This window comes from Buttiauxella sp. AC142, assembly GCF_979253435.1.
The window spans coordinates 1188633-1207375 of record NZ_CEEDCH010000001.1 but is presented as its reverse complement, the minus strand read 5'-3'; the positions used below and the strand labels follow the sequence as shown (position 1 = coordinate 1207375).

Sequence of the window (18743 nt, the reverse complement as noted above, 5' to 3'; positions counted from 1 at the left end):
GTTGTCATTTTGAACAACGCCGCAAGCGGTGTAACATCGGCACAGGCCTTATGATTCTGAATTTGACTGGAACCCTAAATGACTTATCGCGTAATCGCCCTTGATCTCGACGGCACGTTACTCACGCCGCAAAAAACTATTCTTCCTGAATCACTGACAGCTTTACAACGCGCACGTGACGCTGGCGTGAAAGTTGTCATTGTGACGGGACGTCATCACGTTGCCATTCATCCTTTTTATCAGGCACTGGCTTTAGAAACACCTGCAATTTGCTGTAATGGGACTTATTTGTATGATTATCATGCGAAAAAGGTGCTTGAGTCCGATCCGTTGCAGCCCGCGCAAGCAAACCAGCTGCTTGATTTACTGGATGCCCACAATGTTCATGGGCTGATGTATGTCGATGAAGCAATGCTGTATCAGGAAACCACCGGGCACGTTTTACGTACCGAAAACTGGGCGAAGTCGCTGCCGGAATCCCAGCGTCCGGTGTTCCGCCATGTGAACTCGCTGCGTGAAGCGGCGCATGATGTCGAGTCTATCTGGAAGTTTGCGCTGACGGATGAAGACACCGTGAAGCTGAAAAACTTCACCCAGGTGGTTGAACATGAATTGGGACTGGCGTGCGAATGGTCATGGCATGATCAGGTTGATGTTGCGCAAAGCGGTAACAGCAAAGGCATGCGTCTGGCGCGTTGGGTTGAATCGCAAGGCTTATCTATGAGCGATGTGATGGCTTTCGGCGATAACTTTAACGATTTAAGTATGCTGGAAAGTGCCGGACTTGGCGTGGCGATGGGTAATGCCGATGACGCCATTAAAGCACGTGCCGATTTGGTGATTGGCACCAATCTGGAAACCGGTATCGCTGAGACGATTTATAAGCATCTGATTTAAAACGGTGAAAATGGTGGATGACGCTGTGCTTATCCACCCTACCGATCCCGCTATGCCGTTATCGACACGCTTTTGATTTGCGCGTACAACCACTGGCCAGGTTTTATCATTAGCTCATCTCTTGCCCACGGGCTAATCCGCGCCCACAGCGTTCGCGAACCCACTTCCAGTTGCACTTCTACCTGCCCTTCATCGTCATAACACTGAGCCACTTTGGCACGCAGCACGTTACGAATACTGCTGTTGACCGGCGGCTGGAGAATCAACGAAACGTCTGATGCCTGAATGCGAATACGCAACGACGCCTGCAACGGTTTATCGAGTTTGTTGACCCATAAATGCTGATCGCCGAGCGCAAGTGCCGTCATGGCGTAATGTGGATGATGCTCCAGCACCGTCACTTTCAGCACGCTACTTTGCTGCTCTTTAGGCAACCACGGATGCATCACACTGCTGCCCCAAACCTCTTCCAGATTGCCAAAAGCTTTGACTTCACCGCCATCGAGCACCAGCACTTTATCCGCCAGATGCAGAATTTCTTCCAGCGAGTGGCTGACGTAAAGCATCGGGATATTAATTTCCCGCGCCAGACGTTGCAGATACGGCAGCAGTTCGCGCTTGCGGGGGATATCCAGCGAGGCGAGCGGTTCATCTAACAGCAGCAGTTCAGGCGAAGTTAATAAAGCGCGACCAATCGCCACGCGCTGTTTTTCCCCACCGGACAAACTCCATGGGAAACGTTCTAACAGCGGCTCAATACCTAACAGCGCCACCAGTTTATCGAACTGCCCGGCAGCGGATCGCGGCATACCGTATTTTAGATTGCCGCGCACGCGGTAGTGTGGGAACAGGCGCGCATCCTGAAACACATAGCCAATTCGGCGTTTTTCAGGGGCCAGGAAACGCTTGTTTTCGGCATCGCTCAATACGCGATCGTTCAGGACAATTCGCCCTTGCTGCGGATGCGTCAGGCCACTTATCGCGTTAATAAGCGAGGTCTTTCCTGCACCAGAAACGCCAAATACCGCAGTAATCCCCTGCCCCGGCAATGTTTCATTTATGGCTAAACGATGCTCTCCCAGCGTCTGAACGAAATTTAGCTCCAGCATCAGAGTGCCCCTATCCGTTTACGGCTCTGGCGGGCCAGCCATTCCGCCACCAGCAAAGACGCCAACGCCAGCACAATGGAAATCACGCACAAACGCGCTGCCGCACTTTCGCCGCCAGGGGTTTGAATCAGGGTGTACATCGCCGAAGGAATGGTGCGGGTTTCGCCAGGAATATTGGAAACGAAGGTGATTGTGGCGCCGAATTCACCGAGCGAGCGGGCAAATGCCAGCACGGTGCCGGCAATAATTCCCGGCAACGTGAGCGGTAAGGTGATGGTGCAGAACACTCGCCAGCGCCCGGCACCGAGCGTGCGTGCAGCCTGTTCGAGTTTCATATCCACACCTTCGAGCGCAAGGCGAATCGCTCGCACCATCAGCGGGAAGGACATCACCGCCGCCGCCAATACTGCGCCGCGCCAGCTAAACGCAAAGGTAATTCCAAAAACGTCGTAGATCCAGGCACCAATTACGCCACGTCTGCCCATCGCAATCAGCAATAAATAACCAACGACTACAGGGGGGAGAACTAATGGGAGATGGATGATACTGTCGAGCAGGGCTTTGCCGGGGAACCGGCAACGCACCAGCACCCAGGCAAAGAAGATCCCAAAAGGGAGGCTAAATAGCACCGCAAGGGTCGAGACTTTCAGGCTCAGCAGTACCGCCTGCCATTCGGGATCGGTCAATATCATTATTTAGTCGTAAATCCGTAACGTTGGAAGATAGCTGCCGCTTCCGGTCCTTTCAGATAAGTGTAAAACGCGCTAACGGTCGGGTTGTCGTGGCCTTTGACAATCGCAATCGGATATTCCACTTTCTGGTGGGAATCCTCCGGGAATGTGCCAACCACTTTCACGCCTTTACTCGCCACCGCATCGGAACCGTAAACGATACCCATCGGCGCTTCATCACGTTCAACCAAAGCCAGTGCGCCACGCACATCTTCTGCCGGAGCTAATTTTGGTGAGAGCGTATCCCATGCGCCTAATTTTTGCAGCGCTTCTTTGGCATAAATGCCTGCTGGAACGTGGTCCGGGTCGCCAACGGCCAGACGGCCACCGTTGAGCAATGACGCCCAGTCAGTTTTAGCGTCAATAGCAACATCGCCAATTTTGCTGGCTTTCGGAGCAACAACAACCAGGCTGTTGCCGAGCAGCGTTTCGCGAGAATCGGTTTTAATTGCGTCTTTGCTGACGGCGTAATCCATCCATTTCTGGTCGGCAGAAATGAATAAATCCGCAGGAGCACCGGCTTCAATCTGGCGTGCAAGCGTTGAAGATGACGCAAAAGAAGACGCGATCTGAACCGTGGTGCCTTTCTGATATTGCGTGGCAATATCCTGCATTGCGTTAGTTAATGACGCCGCTGCAAAGACGGTAATTTTGCTGTTATCGGCAAATGCCTGCCCGACCAATGTGACGCTCAATGCCGCGCCTAATGCGAGACGTACCCACTGCTTAGCCATGTTTTACTCCACTGAGTTTCGTTATGTAGTGCGTAATATAACGATGCAAGCAAAGAAATTACAGAACTTATCGGCACATTTGGCGGAAAGTTGATTCACGAACTGCATGCAAGTCGCTCTGGCTAAAGCAAAAATATCGTCGCGAGGCCGAGGAAAATAAAGAAACCGCCGGTGTCGGTAATCGCAGTAATCATCACGCTGGAACCGACTGCCGGGTCTTTGCCCATCCGAATCATGAAAATAGGGATCAACACGCCCATCAGAGATGCCACCAGCAGGTTGAGCACCATCGCCAGCGTCATGACCCCGCCCAATGCGAGATCGTCATAGAGAAGCCACGTTACGCCCCCCATCACGCCGCCCCAGATAATGCCGTTAATCAGGGCGACGCCCAGTTCACGCAACACCAGAAACGAGAAGTTGCCCGGCTGGATATGTTGCAGCGCCAGCGCACGCACAATCATGGTGATGGTCTGGTTGCCCGTGTTACCGCCAATTCCCGCAACAATCGGCATCAGCGACGCCAACGCCACCAGTTGCGAAATGGTATGTTCAAACAGGCCGATAACGCGTGAGGCGACAAAGGCGGTACACAAATTTAACGCCAGCCACGCCCAACGCGCTTTAACCGCTTTGCTGACGGGGGCAAACACATCTTCTTCGGCGCTCAAACCACCCATACGGCGCAAATCGTTATCGGTTTCTTCGTAAACCACATCGACGATTTCGTCGATAGTCAGGCGACCAATCAGTTTGCCGCTGCTGTCGATAACCGCCGCACTGACTAAGTCATCACGCTCAAACGTTCGCGCCGCAACTTCATCATTATCTTCCGGGGCAAAACAGGTCGGGTTGTCGTCCATGACGTTAATCACCAGCGTTTGCGGCGCATGCAGCAAAATGGTGGTAAGACCGAGTTCGCCCAACAAGGTTTTATCCCGCGTGGTGACGAAAACTTTATCGGTGTTTTGCGGCACTTTGCCACGCAAACGCAGAAAACGTTGCACCACGGCGAGCGTGACATCGGCCCGCACAGTGATCACTTCGAAATCCATAATTGCGCCGACGCTGTGCTTTTCGTAATGCAGCACTTGTCTGACGCGAGTGCGCTGTTCTTGCGGCAATGTCGCCAGCAAGCGGCCCATCAAGTCGCGGGGAAGATATTGCGCGAGGTAAATTTGGTCGTCGATATCCAGCGGGCGAATAATATTGAGCAACGCTTTGTCGCTCATATCTTCAATCAGGTCATCCCAGACGGTTTCCGAGGCTTCGATCAGCACTTTGCCGCGCTTCTCTTCCTTCACCAGGCTCCACAATGCGTGGCGCTCTTCCGTCGGTAACGCTTCGAGCACATCGGCGAGATCGGCGGCGGGCAATCGCGCCACCAGGGTCACGATTTCGGCAATATCCTGCTCGGGGGTATGAGCGTCCGGCTGTGGGATTTTATCGAGAATGCCGGTAGCAACGGCTTTATTGGTTAACAGAATCTGGAGGATTCTGGCTCGGTCTTGCGCACGCTGTTTTGTGCTGTACTTTGGAGTGACAGACATCTGGCAGTTTTTCCCTGTGAACGACGAGCTAAGTTATAGCCTGTCGGGGAACAGATAACCAGATTTTGTCGGATGACGCTTGCGCTTATCCGACCTACGGGTTCGGTGTTGTGGGGTGGATATGCGATAGCGTCATCCACCCATTGGAAAAGATCAGTTACCGGTTCGGGCGACGGCATCTCGCGAAGCGTTATCACGATCGTGACCGGTTAACTCGCTCAACTGACCCTGGCGCATCTCCAGCAAACGATCGGCATGGATAAAGTAGTGATCGTCATGGCTGATAGCAAAAATGGTTTTACCCATTTGCTGCATAAGTGGCAACAGCGTCTGGTAGAACTCGCGGCGGAAATGAGGATCCTGATCGGCGGCCCATTCATCGAGCAGAATGATGTCACGCTCTTCTGCTAACGCCAGCAGTAACGCCACGCGTTTTTTCTGCCCTTTCGAGAGTTTCAGATTAAGGATTGTGCCGTTATCCAACTCCAGCTTGTGGCTCATTTGCAGGCGCTCAAGCCAGGTCGCCACCAGCTCAGGATTCGCCTGTTCGCCCTGTGGGCCAAGCAGGCGGTCAAACAGCCACACATCCGTAAATACCGCTGAAAAGAGTTTGCGATAATCATCCTGATTGCTGGCATCAATCTTTTGCCCATCCAGATAGATTGCGCCAGACACCGGCTGGTAAAGTCCGGTCAGCAGCATCGCCATGGTGGATTTACCGCTACCATTGCCACCAATCAGGAACAGCAGTTCGCCACGTTCAATTTTCAGGTTCAGCGGCCCGACAGAGAAAGTATTGTCGCCGTACTGGAACACCACATCGCGCATTTCCAGGGTTTGCCAGCGAACCGGCTCTTTGCTGCGCGGGAATGCCGCATCGTAAGGCGCCAGGTGGAATTTGTTGAGTTTGTTGAACGCGACTTGTGCCGTTAATAATGTTGGCAATGCGCCAACCGCCGAAAGCATAGGCGTGCGTAAGAAAAGCAGCGTCAGGGAGAATGTTGCCGCCACGTTGGTATCAGACCAGCCGAGGCTGTTTGCCATCCAGAACACCAGGCCAATAACGCCGAGCATCATAATATTCGACCAGTTCACCGCGCTCAGATGGTAGGTATCAGCGCGAATAATATGGCTGCGATAATCGTTGGCATGAGGAATATAGGTGTCTTCATAGACGCGTTCCGCACGCTCACGGTTTAACGCCAGTTCTTTGCGTCCTTCAATAACGGTCTGATAATCGTTATAAAGCTGGTCTTCAATTTCACGCAGTTGCGCCAGGTGTTTGTAAACCCGCGCCACCAGTACATAGCCGCCATAGATAGTCACCGCCACCCAAATCGCCGTGACACCGAGCATTTTTGGCGACAGCCACGCCAGATAAGCCGCTGAACCGAAGGTTAATATGATCCCCTGAACCAGTTCCGGCAGACGCACAAAAGCAATGGTAATGTTGCGTACATCGCTGGTTAAACCTGCGAGCAGCGCCGCATTACCGAGTTGTTCAACGCGTTCAACGTGAGTGTCCATCAGGCGTTTGATAAATTCGCTGCGCAGACGGAAAACGAAATGGTGGCCGAGTGTGGTCAGCGCTAATTGTGAGCCTAACGTCACCGCCATTAATAGCAGTAACAGACCCAGAAATTCAGGCAAGACCGAAAGGGAAATATCAGGCGTTTCAATCAAGCGCAGGTTGATAAAAGCAATTAAGCCAATACCAAGCGCCGCGCTGAGCAAACTCAGCGCCATGACTATCAAGAAAGGCCAGCGATACTGCCGGAAAACCACACGCAAAAGTTCCATTACTCACAACCCGTAAAACGAAAACAGCGAGCAGTTTAAACGGCTGGCATCCAACAGCAAGAATAATTCTTATTAATATTCGTGTTAACGGGTATGGCGGAAAGTAATGTTGTAACGAAACTCGCCAGTGGCGCTGTGTTGGCCAGCTTTAAGCGGCAAAATACCGTGGTAAAAAAGGCGGGAAGCGCCGCCCCACACCACTACATCGCCGTGTTCGAGCATCACACGCTTAAGTGGGTCATTGCGTTTAAGGCCACCAAACTGAAACACAGCCGGGAGACCAAGCGAGACGGAAACTATCGGCTGTTGCAAGTTCAACTCGTCTTTATCCTGATGCAGCGAAAGTTTAGCCCCCACGGCATAGCGGTTAATCAGGCAGGCATCAGGCGCAAAACCAGGATATCCAGCCGCTTTTGACGCGGCATCAGATAGCTCACGAAAAATCGTTGGTATGGCGGGCCAGGGCTGCGAAGTGAGTGGGTCAATGGGTGAATAGAGATAGCCGTGGCTGTCGGTTGTCCAGCCAACATCCCCGCAGTTGGTCATCGCCACGGACATGGTGTATCCGCCGGGCGTGACCATCTGGCGAAACGGAGAACGGTCAGCCAACAGAGAAATTTGCCCGAGAAGCTGTCGCGCATCGGCACAGGCAAAGCGGCGCAGAATCACCGCCCCTTCCGCCAGTGGCTCCTGCCACGGCGCTTCATCGGCAAATAAATCAAGCATCACTCCTCCCGCTGTTTGGCTTCAATCTCAAGTAATTGACGCTTACGTTCCACACCCCAACGGTACCCGGAAAGCGCTCCGTCGTTACGCACTACACGATGGCAAGGAATGACAACCGCCAGTTTGTTGGCCGCGCACGCTCCAGCAACGGCACGAACGGCCTGCGGTTTACCGATGCGCTGGGCGATATCGCTATAACTCGCCGTTTGCCCCGCCGGGATTTGACGCAACGCTTGCCAGACTTGTTGCTGGAATGCGGTACCCTGAATATCCAGCGGTAAAGCAACCTGCTGGCCCGGATGTTCAAGCACGCTCACCACCTGCGCCACTCGTCGGGCAAATGATTCATCGCCCACATCAAGTGAAGAATTCGGGAACAACGTTTCCAGCTCGTGAATCAAACTTTGTCCATCGTTACCTAACAGTATGGCGCAAATCCCGCGCTCACTCTGGGCAACCAGGAATTCGCCCAATCGGCAAGAACCGACGACAAATTGAATGGTAGCGCGCGCTCCCCCCGACGATATTGCTTTGCCGTCATCCCGAGAACCTCATTTGCCTGCTGATAAAAATTGCTCCCGGACTGATAGCCCGCCTCGAAAACAGCGCGAGTCACTCCTTCACCTTCATTAAGTTGCTCGCGCAGGCGTTTGGCACGAAGCGCTTTTTGCCAGGCGTGGGGCGTTAAGCCAGTGACCTTTTTGAAAAGGCGGTGAAAGTGGAATGGGCTCATAGCCACACGTGCCGCAAGTTCAGCCAGCACAATCGGCTCGCTGCTGGCTTCGAGAATTCGGCAAGCCTCGGTGATACGGTCAATACGCTGCTGCTCTGGCGCCGGTTTATCAGGCTGGCAGCGTTTGCATGGCCGAAAACCAGCATCGACTGCAGCGGCAACATTTTCAAAGAACAGGACGTTTTTGCGTAATGGGTGGCGTGCGCTGCAAGAGGGACGGCAGCAAATTCCTGTCGTTTTCACGGCAAAAACAAACTGCTCATCGGCGCGATTATCGCGGGTTTCCACGGCCTGCCAGCGGCTTTCATCGCTGACTTCGTCAAAAAATTGTTTCATGACTGGCTCCTGTTTTTGCTGTCATGGTATGACTTTGACAGCATAGGTGTGCTGAGAAACCCGCAATCTTGCTTTCTAATTTTACTCGTTGAGTAAGAAGGTTTTAAACTGCGGCGACATCCACGTAGTAAAACTATCGCCCTCTTTGGTAATCAAATAGACTGCCAGCCCCTCTTTTTCTGCGACCTGTTTCGCTTTTTCCGTACCGAGCACCATCAGGCCGGTGTCCCATCCATCAGCCTCCATGGCGGTCGGGGAAATCACGGTTGCCGAAACGAGTTTGTGCTGAATTGGCTGGCCGGTTTTGGGATCAATCACGTGCGACAGGCGCTTGCCGTCGAGTTCGTAATAATTGCGATAGCTTCCGGATGTGCTGATTCCGTGGCCATTGAGATCAACCACCGCCTGTACCGCGTTTTCACGGTCGGTAGGTTTCTGGATAGCGACTCGCCAGGCTTTGCCATCAGCGTTAGTGCCACGCGTTACCACGGCGCCACCGACGGAAACCAGATAACGGCTAATACCGTTTTGTTCCATTAAACGCGCCAGATGATCGGCCGCGTAACCTTCGCCCATCGTGGAAAGATCCACATACAAGCCAGGCAGATCTTTTTGCAGGAACTGATTCCCGGCCTGGTTAATCACCTTCAGATGATGCAAACCGGTTAGCGCTCTGGCGGCGTCAATTTGTGCCTGATCCGGCGTTTTGACGGGTTGTTTATCCGGGCCAAATCCCCACAGATTTACCAGCGGCCCAACGGTAATGTCCATCGCGCCGTCCGTTTTCGCCCCGATTCGCAAGGCCATGGTCACAATATCGCTCATCGCTTCGGCAACCGGATAGGGTTGGGTTGATACCGACTGATTGAAAAGCGAGAGCGCAGAATCTTTTTTATAGGTCGACAATAGGCGGTCATCACCGTCTAACTGCGCCTGGATTTTTTCACGCAGTTCCGTCTGACGGGCGTTGTCCACTCCCGCAACACTGGCACGCCAGTAGGTGCCCATGGTTTTGCCTTCCAGCACCATACCGGAATTACCTTTGACCGTTGGGTTATCACAGCCTGCTAAAGCGCCCAGAACTATGGCAAACAGGCCATAGCGTAGTAATCGTAAGTCCATTGTTTCTCTCTCCTGTTTGAGCGCAAAAGGGTACACCAACTGGCAAAAAAATTGGCTTAAAAGTAAAGGTTGTTGAGGGTTCAGACGTAAAAAAGGCGCCCTAAAGGCACCTTTTACAACTAACACTGCGTAGGCAGGTATTAGAACTGGTAAACCAGACCAACACCTACGATGTCATCGGTATTAACACCGGCATCACGGGTGAAGTTGTTGTCATCCATCAGGTTGATTTTGTAATCAACGTAGGTAGACATGTTTTTGTTGAAGTAGTAAGTCGCGCCAACATCAACATATTTAACCAGATCCTGGTCGCCGTAACCGTTGATGTCTTTACCTTTGGACTGCAGGTAAGCAACGGAAGGACGCAGACCGAAGTCGAACTGGTACTGTGCTACAACTTCAAAGTTCTGTGCTTTGTTAGCAAAGCCAGAAACCAGGGAGTCACCGCCACCGAAGCGAGTCGCGTTGTAAGTCTGGGTGTACTGCGCTGCCAGGTAGATGTTGTTAGCATCATATTTCATGCCGCCGCTGTAGGTAGTAGCACGATCGCCGTCACCCAGGTATGCAGCACTGTTCTGGTCAGAGGTACGCTTGGAGCTAGAGATAGCTGAACCCAGGCTGAAGCCTTCGCCCAGATCATAAGTCAGGGAACCGCCGAAGCCGTCACCGTTCTGTTTCAGAGCGCCACGGCCGTTAGCGGTAGAACCTTCACCAGAAACGCTGCCGTTTTTACCCTGGTATTGCAGAGCAAAGTTCAGGCCGTCAACCAGACCGAAGAAGTCGGTGTTACGGTAAGTTGCAACGCCGTTTGCACGAGATTGCATGAAGTTATCAGAACCATAAGTGTCGCCGCCAAATTCTGGCAGAACGTCGGTCCATGAAGTTACGTCGTATACAACGCCGTAGTTACGACCGTAGTCGAATGAACCGTAGTCAGCAAAACGCACACCTGCGAAGCCCAGACGAGTCCACGCCTGATCGCTGCTGCCTTCGGTGTTGTTTGCTTGAACGTTGTATTCCCACTGGCCGTAACCGGTCAGTTGGTCATTAATCTGAGTTTCGCCTTTGAAACCGATACGAACATAAGACTGGTCACCGTCTTGACCATCGTTGTCAGAAAAGTAATGTAAGCCATCTACTTTACCGTACAGATCTAATTTGTTGCCGTCTTTGTTATAAATTTCGGCCGCATGAGCGGTGCCTGCTACCAGCAATGCTGGAACCAGGAGGGACAGTACTTTAACTTTCATGTTATTAACCCTCTGTTATATGCCTTTTTATATGCCACTGCTTACTGATTGTTTTTCCAATCAGTCGGCGAACCCATTGTCCAAAACAAATACAGATTAATCCAATCCGAATATGATACTAAAACCATAGAGATGTTTCATTTATCCATATAGGTGTTTCAAAATGTAAATATGACGGAACTTTTTTCAGCACGAAAAGACAATTATATAAGCACTAAAAGTTAAAACAAATAAAACACAAAGTAAAATCAATCACTTAATGCAAAATAAAATCAGTAGCACTGAATGATAAAACATACTGCTGATTTATATATAAAATAACTCCCGCTATCATCATTAACTTTATTTATTACCGTCATTCATCTCTGAATGTCTGTTTACCCCTATTTTGGACCGGATGCTTGCATCCGGTTTTTTTTACGCTTCTTTACGTAACTTTAATCATTCTGTGCTACTCCCTTCAAAAATGTAATGACTATTAAGAAATCCGCCCTCAACACGATTAATGCCGCTTCGCTTAACCGGAATTTTTTCAAAGAAGAAAATCTAAATAAAATGTCATTTCAAATATAATATTTGTACAGATGAAATCATTTTGTACAAAAACACCCCATCTCAATCGTACAAAATACGCTCCGTTTGCCGTTCCCATTCTGGCTAATTTTCAGTAACCTGGAAATGTACCCATTTGGAATTATACTCGTTGGGTTTCAAAGAGAGTCGATGACGCCAGTGCCTGATAAAGGTATTCTTAGCGCTGGTTTTTTGGTGACAGTTCTACCGCCTGTCAGGCTTATGTCTGCGGGTAGAACAGAACAGTGGTTTTTATTAAAGTGGCGAATGCTCGCCGGGTTGCGCGCTAACAATGAGTCAGTCAGACAGTATGATCCCTAATAAATTTTCGCTTATCCCCGGCAATATCACGCGCTTCTTTCTGCTATTGATCGTGATATTGCTCATTGCCATGGGCGTCATGGTGCAAAGTGCCGTCAATACCTGGCTGAAAGATAAGAGCTATCAAATTGTAGATATCACGCATGCGCTGCATAAACGCATCGATACCTACCGTTACGCCACCTGGCAAATCTATGACAACATTGCCGTGTCGACATCTCCGGCAAGTGAAGGCCTGCAAGAAACGCGTCTGCGCCAGGACGTTTATTATTTAGAGAAACCTCGCCGCAAAACCGAAGCCCTGATTTTTGGCTCCCACGACAGCTCCACCCTGGACATGACCCAACGTATTTCGACCTATCTCGATACGCTGTGGGGTGCCGAAAATAGCCCGTGGTCGATGTATTATTTAAACGGCCAGGACAACAGCATGATCCTGGTTTCCACCCTGCCGCTTAAAGATCTCTCATCCGGCCTGAAGGAAAGTGGCGTAGGCTCAATTGTCGATTCACGTCGCGCTGAGATGTTGCAACAAGCAAACGCGCTTGATGAACGTGAGAGTTTTTCTTCATTACGCCATCTGGCCTGGCAAAACGGCCACTACTTCACCCTGCGCACGACCTTTAACCAGCCGGGGCATCTGGCAACCGTCGTCGCGTTTGATTTGCCGATTAACGATTTAATTCCGCCAACGATGTCACTGGATAGTTTCCGTCTGGAAAATAATGATGCCCAGCTTCCGGCCAAGAGTGCCGATAAAGAGGGACCAGATAGCATCACCATTAACTTTAACGGCGCGAAAATCGAAATTGCTTCACCGCTTGCCACTACCGATTTGCGTCTGGTGTGGCAGGTTCCACTTGGCACGTTGTTGATGGACACCTTGCAAAATATTTTGCTGCCACTGCTGCTTAATATCGGCCTGCTGGCACTCGCACTGTTTGGCTTTACGACTTTCCGCCAACAGGCTGCGCGTCCTGTCGAAACTCAAAGCGGCAATGGCGAGTTACAAATCCTGCGGGCCTTAAATGAAGAGATTGTCGCGCAACTGCCACTTGGCCTGCTGGTGCATGATCTGGACTCTAACCGTACGGTTATCAGCAACAAAATTGCCGACCATCTGCTGCCGCACCTGAATCTGCAAAACATTATTGCGATGGCCGATCAGCATCAGGGTGTGATTCAAGCCACGATCAATAACGAACTGTATGAAATCCGGCAGTTCCGTAGTCAAATTGCTCCGCGCACGCAGATTTTTGTGATTCGCGATCAGGACCGCGAAATTCTGGTGAATAAAAAGCTCAAACAAGCGCAACGTTTATATGAGAAAAATCAGCAAGGCCGCATCGCGTTCATGCGCAATATCGGAGAGGCGTTACAGCTTCCGGTGAAAAGCATTGCCGAGCACGCCAGCGCGTTAAACACTCCAGAGGCGCGTGTCGTCGCTAATGAAGCGCAAAGTATTGCGCGTCTGGTGGATGAAATTCAGTTGCTGAATATGCTCGAAACCGACGCATGGAAAACCAATGCAACAAAGTTTGCCATCCAACCTTTGATTGATGAAGTCGCGCTGGAAATGCTGCCGATTATCAAACGCAAGGGCTTGCAGCTGCTGATAAATAATCACCTGACAACCGATGAAGAACGCCATGGCGACCGCGAAGCGTTGCGCAAAGCCTTACAATTACTGCTCAATTACTCGGTGACGACGACGCAGATTGGTAAAATCACCCTGGATATCACCGAAGAAGAATCCGGTCCTGACCGTTTGTTGTTCCGTATTCTGGACACCGGCGAAGGTATTAGTCACGGCGAAGTCGATAATCTCCACTTCCCTTTCCTTAACGAAACCAGCGAGGATCGTTACGGGCAAGCCAACGGTTTAACGTTCTATTTGTGCAACCAGCTGTCACGCAAATTAGGCGGGCATCTGAATATTAAAACCCGTGAGGGGATTGGTACGCGCTATAACCTGCACATCAAAATGACGGCAGAGCCGCAGCACGAAGAACAGGAAGAGAAATTGCTCGATGATGTCGTGGCGATGATTGATATCACCTCGAACGAAGTGCGAAATATCGTCACTCGTCTGCTGGAGAATTGGGGAGCACAATGCATCACCCCTGATGAAAGACTGGCAAGTCAAGAGTTTGATATCTTCCTGACAGATAATCCGTCTAATCTTACATCTTCTGGTTTGCTTTTAAGCGATGATGAGAACGGAATGCGGAAAATAGGGCCAGGCCAATTCCGCGTTAATTTTAATATCAGCAATGCCATGCAGGATGCGGTGCTACAACTGATAGAGGAGCAACTGGCGCAAGAAGGTGCATCTGAATCCCCGTTAGGGGGTGACGAAAATGCGCAACTTCATGCCAGCGGCTATTACGCGCTGTTTGTTGACACAGTACCGGAAGATGTTAGGAGATTGTATACTGAATCTGCGGCGCACGATTTCGCAGCGTTAGCGCAGACAGCTCACCGCTTAAAGGGGGTGTTTGCAATGCTCAATCTGGTACCCGGCAAGCAGTTATGTGAAACGTTAGAGCATCACATTCGCGAAAGTGATGCTACCAACATACAAAAATATACCAGCGATATTGACGCTTACGTCAAGAGTTTGCTGTAGCAAGGTAGCCTATTACATGAACAGTATGAACGTAATTATTGCCGACGACCATCCGATTGTCCTGTTCGGCATTCGTAAATCTCTCGAGCAGATCGAGTGGGTGAATGTTGTCGGTGAATTTGAAGACTCCACAGCGCTTATCAATAATCTGCCAAAACTTGATGCTCATGTTTTGATAACCGATCTCTCAATGCCTGGCGACAAATACGGCGATGGCATTACGCTTATCAAATACATTAAGCGCCATTTCCCGAATATCTCCATCATCGTTCTGACGATGAATAACAACCCGGCGATTTTAAGTGCAGTATTAGAACTTGATATCGAAGGAATTGTATTGAAGCAAGGCGCGCCAACCGACTTACCAAAAGCCCTGGCCGCATTGCAGAAAGGCAAAAAATTCACCCCGGAAAGCGTTTCACGCCTGCTGGAAAAAATCAGCGCGGGCGGTTACGGCGACAAACGTTTGTCTCCAAAAGAGAGCGAAGTATTGCGCCTGTTCGCGGAAGGTTTCCTGGTGACTGAAATTGCCCGCAAACTGAACCGCAGCATCAAAACCATCAGTAGCCAGAAAAAATCAGCGATGATGAAACTGGGTGTGGAAAATGACATTGCGTTGCTGAACTATCTTTCGTCAGTGAGCCTGTCCCCGGCTGACAAAGAATAATTTCTACCCGTCATACTTCAAGTTGCAGCTGTGTTGGCTGCACTCACTCACCCCAGTCACTTACTTTAGTAAGCTCCTGGGGATGAGTTCTCTTGCCGCCTGGCTGTAACTCGAATTATTCGGGCATAAACCCTAATCCTGCTTTGCAGAACTACAACTCCCTACTGCTGCGCACCCTTGCGGCATAGAGATCGACAGTCTTTTTAAGAATATCCAGCGTCACCGGTTTCGACAGGCAACTATCCATTCCCGATTCAATACAACGCTGCTTCTCTTCAGCCAGCGCATTCGCCGTGACCCCCACAACAGGCAGCGTTAAACCTAACTGTCGAATACGTTGCGTCAGACGGTATCCATCCATGTTCGGCATGTTGACGTCGCTCAGCACGATATCAATATGATTTTTACTCAGTACATTGAGTGCGTCCACGCCGTCATTCGCCGTTTTGCATTGATACCCGAGAGATCCCAACTGATCGGCCAGCAAACGTCGGTTGATAGGATGATCGTCAACTACCAGGATCATCATGTCATCGTTTCGTTCATTGTTGCCAGTGAGCGCCGGGAGTTCCACATCCGTACCCGGTAACGTCACGGTAACGCTGTAAATACGGCCCAACAGCAGCAATAAATCATGCGGGGCGGCAAGGCTGTGCAACCAGCAACCCGGTGACATCTCAATTGGAATACCGATATGACGACGGCAGAAAATAATCGCGGCACGCCCTTCCCACTCGTTTTCCAGCTCATCGTCAGTAATCAAAATATCGTCGCTGCCGGGCATTTCACCCTGATGCTGCCGAACGTCGATATGGTTTTTGGCAAGCATCGATTCCAGATACTGGCTCAGTGACGCGTTGCGCACCGCCAGCCAGCAGCGCTTGCTCAGCAAGCCTTCTACCTCAGATTGCCCGGCATAATTGGCACTGTATAAAGGGATGCGAATCGTAAACTGGCTGCCCATGCCGACTTCGGTATCAACCGAAATATCGCCATCCATCATGCTGATTAATTTCTCACAGATGGCCAGACCCAGCCCGGTGCCCTGGAAATTATGCTGCACGCCAGTGCCCACCTGGAAGAACGGGTCGAACAGGCGCGTGACCTCTTTTGCAGGAATGCCCACGCCCGTGTCACGCACTCGCAACGAGAGATAATCCCCTTCCACGCTGACATGCAAAACAATGCAGCCCACATCGGTAAATTTAATGGCGTTGCTCAGCAAGTTGGAAATCACCTGCTGCAAACGCATCGGGTCGCCTTGCAGCGTCAGCGGCACATCGGGCTCGATGAAACAGTACAGGCCGAGCTGTTTGCGCACCACCAGCGGTAAATAGTTGGCGGTGATGTGGCTCATGACTTCACGCGGAGAGAACTCACGCGGCTCGATTTTGAGCTGTTCAGATTCAATTTTTGAGAAGTCGAGAATATCGCTGATAATTTTCAGCAGCAGACTGGAAGAGTTATTCATCGCCGTCACCAGGCGATCAACGCCTTTCGGCAACTCTTTGGTTTGCAATAAATCCAGGTTGCCGATAATGCCGTACAGCGGCGTACGCAGTTCATGGCTGACGGTGGCAAGGAACATGGATTTTGACTGGCTTGCTTGCTCAGACGCCTGCGCCATTTCCTGGAGTGACTCTTCCATTTTCACACGCGCACTCACATCCACCAGCACGCAAATCGCCACGTTTTCATTACGATAGCGCGAATGGACAAAGCTTATCTGCAAGTTGGTATGGCTGCTGGTCAGCACATCGACAAAATTAACCTGCTGCCCGCAAATGATTTGCGTCAGCCGTTGCCGGTCTTCGTGAGTCAGCATGTTGAGATAATTGTGCGCCAGTTCGTTGCTCAGAATATTTGTGCCGTCCTGAGTACGCAGAATACAAATCCCTACCGGGGCCGAAGCCACAATTTTACGGTTGAACTGTTCGTGTTCTTCCAGACGCTGGGCATCGTTTTCCGCCGGGATAAATATCCGTTTCTCGTACATCCGAGCCAGCGTAAACAGCACGACGCCCACCAGGATATTCAACAGCACCGAGTTGAGGATCAGCATCCGGATCCGCTCCAGCACCATATCCACCGGGACGGAGTACACCACGCTCATTGACGATGGCGGCAAGTTTTTCTTGAGAATGAATTGTTTGAAACCTGAGGTGTAACCAAACCACGAACGTTCCTGCACCCATTTACTTTCAGGCTCGATACGTGTTTCCGGGCCGGTCAGTGAAATCAACGGTCGGCTATTTTCATCCAGAATGGTCACGCCAATGGGCATAGAACCCGGTGACAGGAAATTTTCCATGCGGATGGTTTGTTCAACACCCAGCAGCGCCTGCAAGCGGTTAGCAAGATACACCGGCGTCAGCGTATAAAAGTAACCAACACCCGGACGCGACCCCTGCCCAATCCAGTAAATACTGTTGCTACGCTCATCTTGCGGGGCATTACGATATTTCATGATACGTTCGTGCAACGTTTTCAGCGCTTTTTCGCGCTCAAGCGGCATTTCACGCAGGCCGAAATCGGCCATGCACAGATTATCACCGCCAATCAAAAAGACGCGGTTGAGATCGTAAGCTGCAGAAAAATTATCGCGCCAGTAGCGCAAGAACCACGCCAGCGATTGCAACGAAGAACGCCAGGAGGCACTGACGGCGGAGCAGTCAGAGTCGGGGAATAACGGCATGAAATTCGGCGGATCAACTTTGTTGTCATCATTTTCCACGACCGGCAACACGCCATTCGACGCAGTCAGGCGATTCTCGGCGATGTACTTGAGTTCTTTCACCACATCAGAGGTGCGTTGAATGTAACGCTGCGCCTGATCGAAGCTGATATTAAATTCCTGACGAATTTCTGACTCTTTTTCGTGTAATGCATTCACGATGTAGAACACCGAAAAGAGCGCAATCAGCAGCCAGAGCAATAAAGCCAGCGCCCGAAACATGTAGCGGGAGACTTTGAGTGTGGTACGAAAGGAGACAAGATATTTCAAATTGAGCCTGGTCGTGGAAATAACAAAACTTTAGATGCCGTTAAGGTAGTCGCAAAAATGGTAGCCCGCAACGGCAAACAGCGTGGATGACACTGACCACAAAGGATTACTGTCAGAACTTCTCGATAACCTTGAAATGCATCAGCACCAGGGTCATATCCGGTGAGAATAAGTCATATTCTTCAAAAAAGCGTTTATGCTCTTTACGCCAGTAAGCCAGCGATTTATCGCCTTCGCCTTCAGCCAGAGCATGAGCTTCATTGACCTGCTCATAAGTGGTCATCTCAACGGTCGTCAGTTCAATCGCACAAACCGGCTCATTCTTGCCATCTACCACCACGAAGATATCACCAGGTTGGGCAATGCCCTCGCCGTCCAGGTTAGAACAGGTGGCCGTTTTCACGCCATCCAGCACCAGTCTGGCAAGTTCATCCGCCTGCTTTTCGGTATCACCGAATGCCCAACGTTCTATGTCTTCATACTTTTCAGGAATAGCCATTGCTTCACCTTATTAATTGAGCCATCAATTCATTAGAATAATACATGGTATTAAAATACAAA

General features: G+C 50.7%; 13 protein-coding genes and 1 pseudogene. 3 read left to right on the top strand and 11 right to left on the bottom strand.

Annotated features, from left to right (window positions below):
* Nucleotides 1-78: 78 nt before the first annotated feature.
* Entirely contained in the window at nucleotides 79-897 is an 819-nt protein-coding gene (locus tag AC0IWZ_RS05460; RefSeq protein ID WP_410372220.1) for a pyridoxal phosphatase, read from the top strand.
* 50 nt (nucleotides 898-947) lie between these two features.
* Here AC0IWZ_RS05460 and modC read toward each other — a convergent pair whose 3' ends face one another.
* From modC to AC0IWZ_RS05415, 9 genes and pseudogenes are all read right to left on the bottom strand, one after another.
* Nucleotides 948-2006 carry a molybdenum ABC transporter ATP-binding protein ModC gene (gene modC, locus AC0IWZ_RS05455; protein ID WP_034494112.1) on the bottom strand — a complete coding sequence of 353 codons (1059 nt, stop codon included), beginning with the start codon at nucleotides 2004-2006 and terminating at the stop codon, nucleotides 948-950.
* Entirely contained in the window at nucleotides 2006-2698 is a 693-nt protein-coding gene (gene modB, locus AC0IWZ_RS05450; protein WP_034494111.1) for a molybdate ABC transporter permease subunit, read from the bottom strand. The genes modC and modB overlap by 1 nt, the downstream gene beginning before the upstream one ends.
* Nucleotides 2698-3471: a molybdate ABC transporter substrate-binding protein gene (gene modA, locus AC0IWZ_RS05445; protein ID WP_410372222.1), complete on the bottom strand. Its 774-nt coding sequence runs from the start codon at nucleotides 3469-3471 to the stop codon at nucleotides 2698-2700. The genes modB and modA overlap by 1 nt, the downstream gene beginning before the upstream one ends.
* 122 nt (nucleotides 3472-3593) lie before the next feature.
* Nucleotides 3594-5021 carry a magnesium transporter gene (gene mgtE, locus AC0IWZ_RS05440; protein WP_410372223.1) on the bottom strand — a complete coding sequence of 476 codons (1428 nt, stop codon included), beginning with the start codon at nucleotides 5019-5021 and terminating at the stop codon, nucleotides 3594-3596.
* Nucleotides 5022-5174: 153 nt separating this feature from the next.
* Nucleotides 5175-6821 carry a multidrug ABC transporter permease/ATP-binding protein gene (locus AC0IWZ_RS05435; protein WP_471677913.1) on the bottom strand — a complete coding sequence of 549 codons (1647 nt, stop codon included), beginning with the start codon at nucleotides 6819-6821 and terminating at the stop codon, nucleotides 5175-5177.
* Between the two features lie 84 nt (nucleotides 6822-6905).
* The gene (gene alkB, locus AC0IWZ_RS05430) at nucleotides 6906-7547 is read right to left on the bottom strand and encodes a DNA oxidative demethylase AlkB (RefSeq protein ID WP_259267352.1); all 642 of its coding nucleotides are present in this window, start codon (nucleotides 7545-7547) and stop codon (nucleotides 6906-6908) included.
* Nucleotides 7547-8616: pseudogene (gene ada, locus AC0IWZ_RS05425) on the bottom strand (bifunctional DNA-binding transcriptional regulator/O6-methylguanine-DNA methyltransferase Ada). Before ada ends, alkB begins: the two are co-directional and overlap by 1 nt.
* 81 nt (nucleotides 8617-8697) lie before the next feature.
* Complete coding sequence (gene apbE / locus AC0IWZ_RS05420; protein ID WP_471677916.1) at nucleotides 8698-9738, bottom strand: FAD:protein FMN transferase ApbE; 1041 nt, start codon at nucleotides 9736-9738, stop codon at nucleotides 8698-8700.
* 140 nt (nucleotides 9739-9878) lie between these two features.
* On the bottom strand, nucleotides 9879-10988 hold the full coding sequence (locus AC0IWZ_RS05415) for a porin OmpC (protein ID WP_410372227.1): 1110 nt from the start codon (nucleotides 10986-10988) through the stop codon (nucleotides 9879-9881).
* Between the two features lie 865 nt (nucleotides 10989-11853).
* Between AC0IWZ_RS05415 and rcsD the strand changes: the two genes are divergently transcribed.
* Nucleotides 11854-14511: a phosphotransferase RcsD gene (gene rcsD, locus AC0IWZ_RS05410; protein ID WP_471677918.1), complete on the top strand. Its 2658-nt coding sequence runs from the start codon at nucleotides 11854-11856 to the stop codon at nucleotides 14509-14511.
* 16 nt (nucleotides 14512-14527) lie between these two features.
* Complete coding sequence (gene rcsB / locus AC0IWZ_RS05405; protein ID WP_034494092.1) at nucleotides 14528-15178, top strand: response regulator transcription factor RcsB; 651 nt, start codon at nucleotides 14528-14530, stop codon at nucleotides 15176-15178.
* Between the two features lie 151 nt (nucleotides 15179-15329).
* Here rcsB and rcsC read toward each other — a convergent pair whose 3' ends face one another.
* Both rcsC and AC0IWZ_RS05395 read right to left on the bottom strand, forming a co-directional pair.
* Entirely contained in the window at nucleotides 15330-18182 is a 2853-nt protein-coding gene (gene rcsC / locus AC0IWZ_RS05400; protein ID WP_471677920.1) for a two-component system sensor histidine kinase RcsC, read from the bottom strand.
* A gap of 112 nt (nucleotides 18183-18294) precedes the next feature.
* Entirely contained in the window at nucleotides 18295-18681 is a 387-nt protein-coding gene (locus AC0IWZ_RS05395) for an ASCH domain-containing protein (protein WP_034494089.1), read from the bottom strand.
* Nucleotides 18682-18743 lie beyond the last annotated feature (62 nt).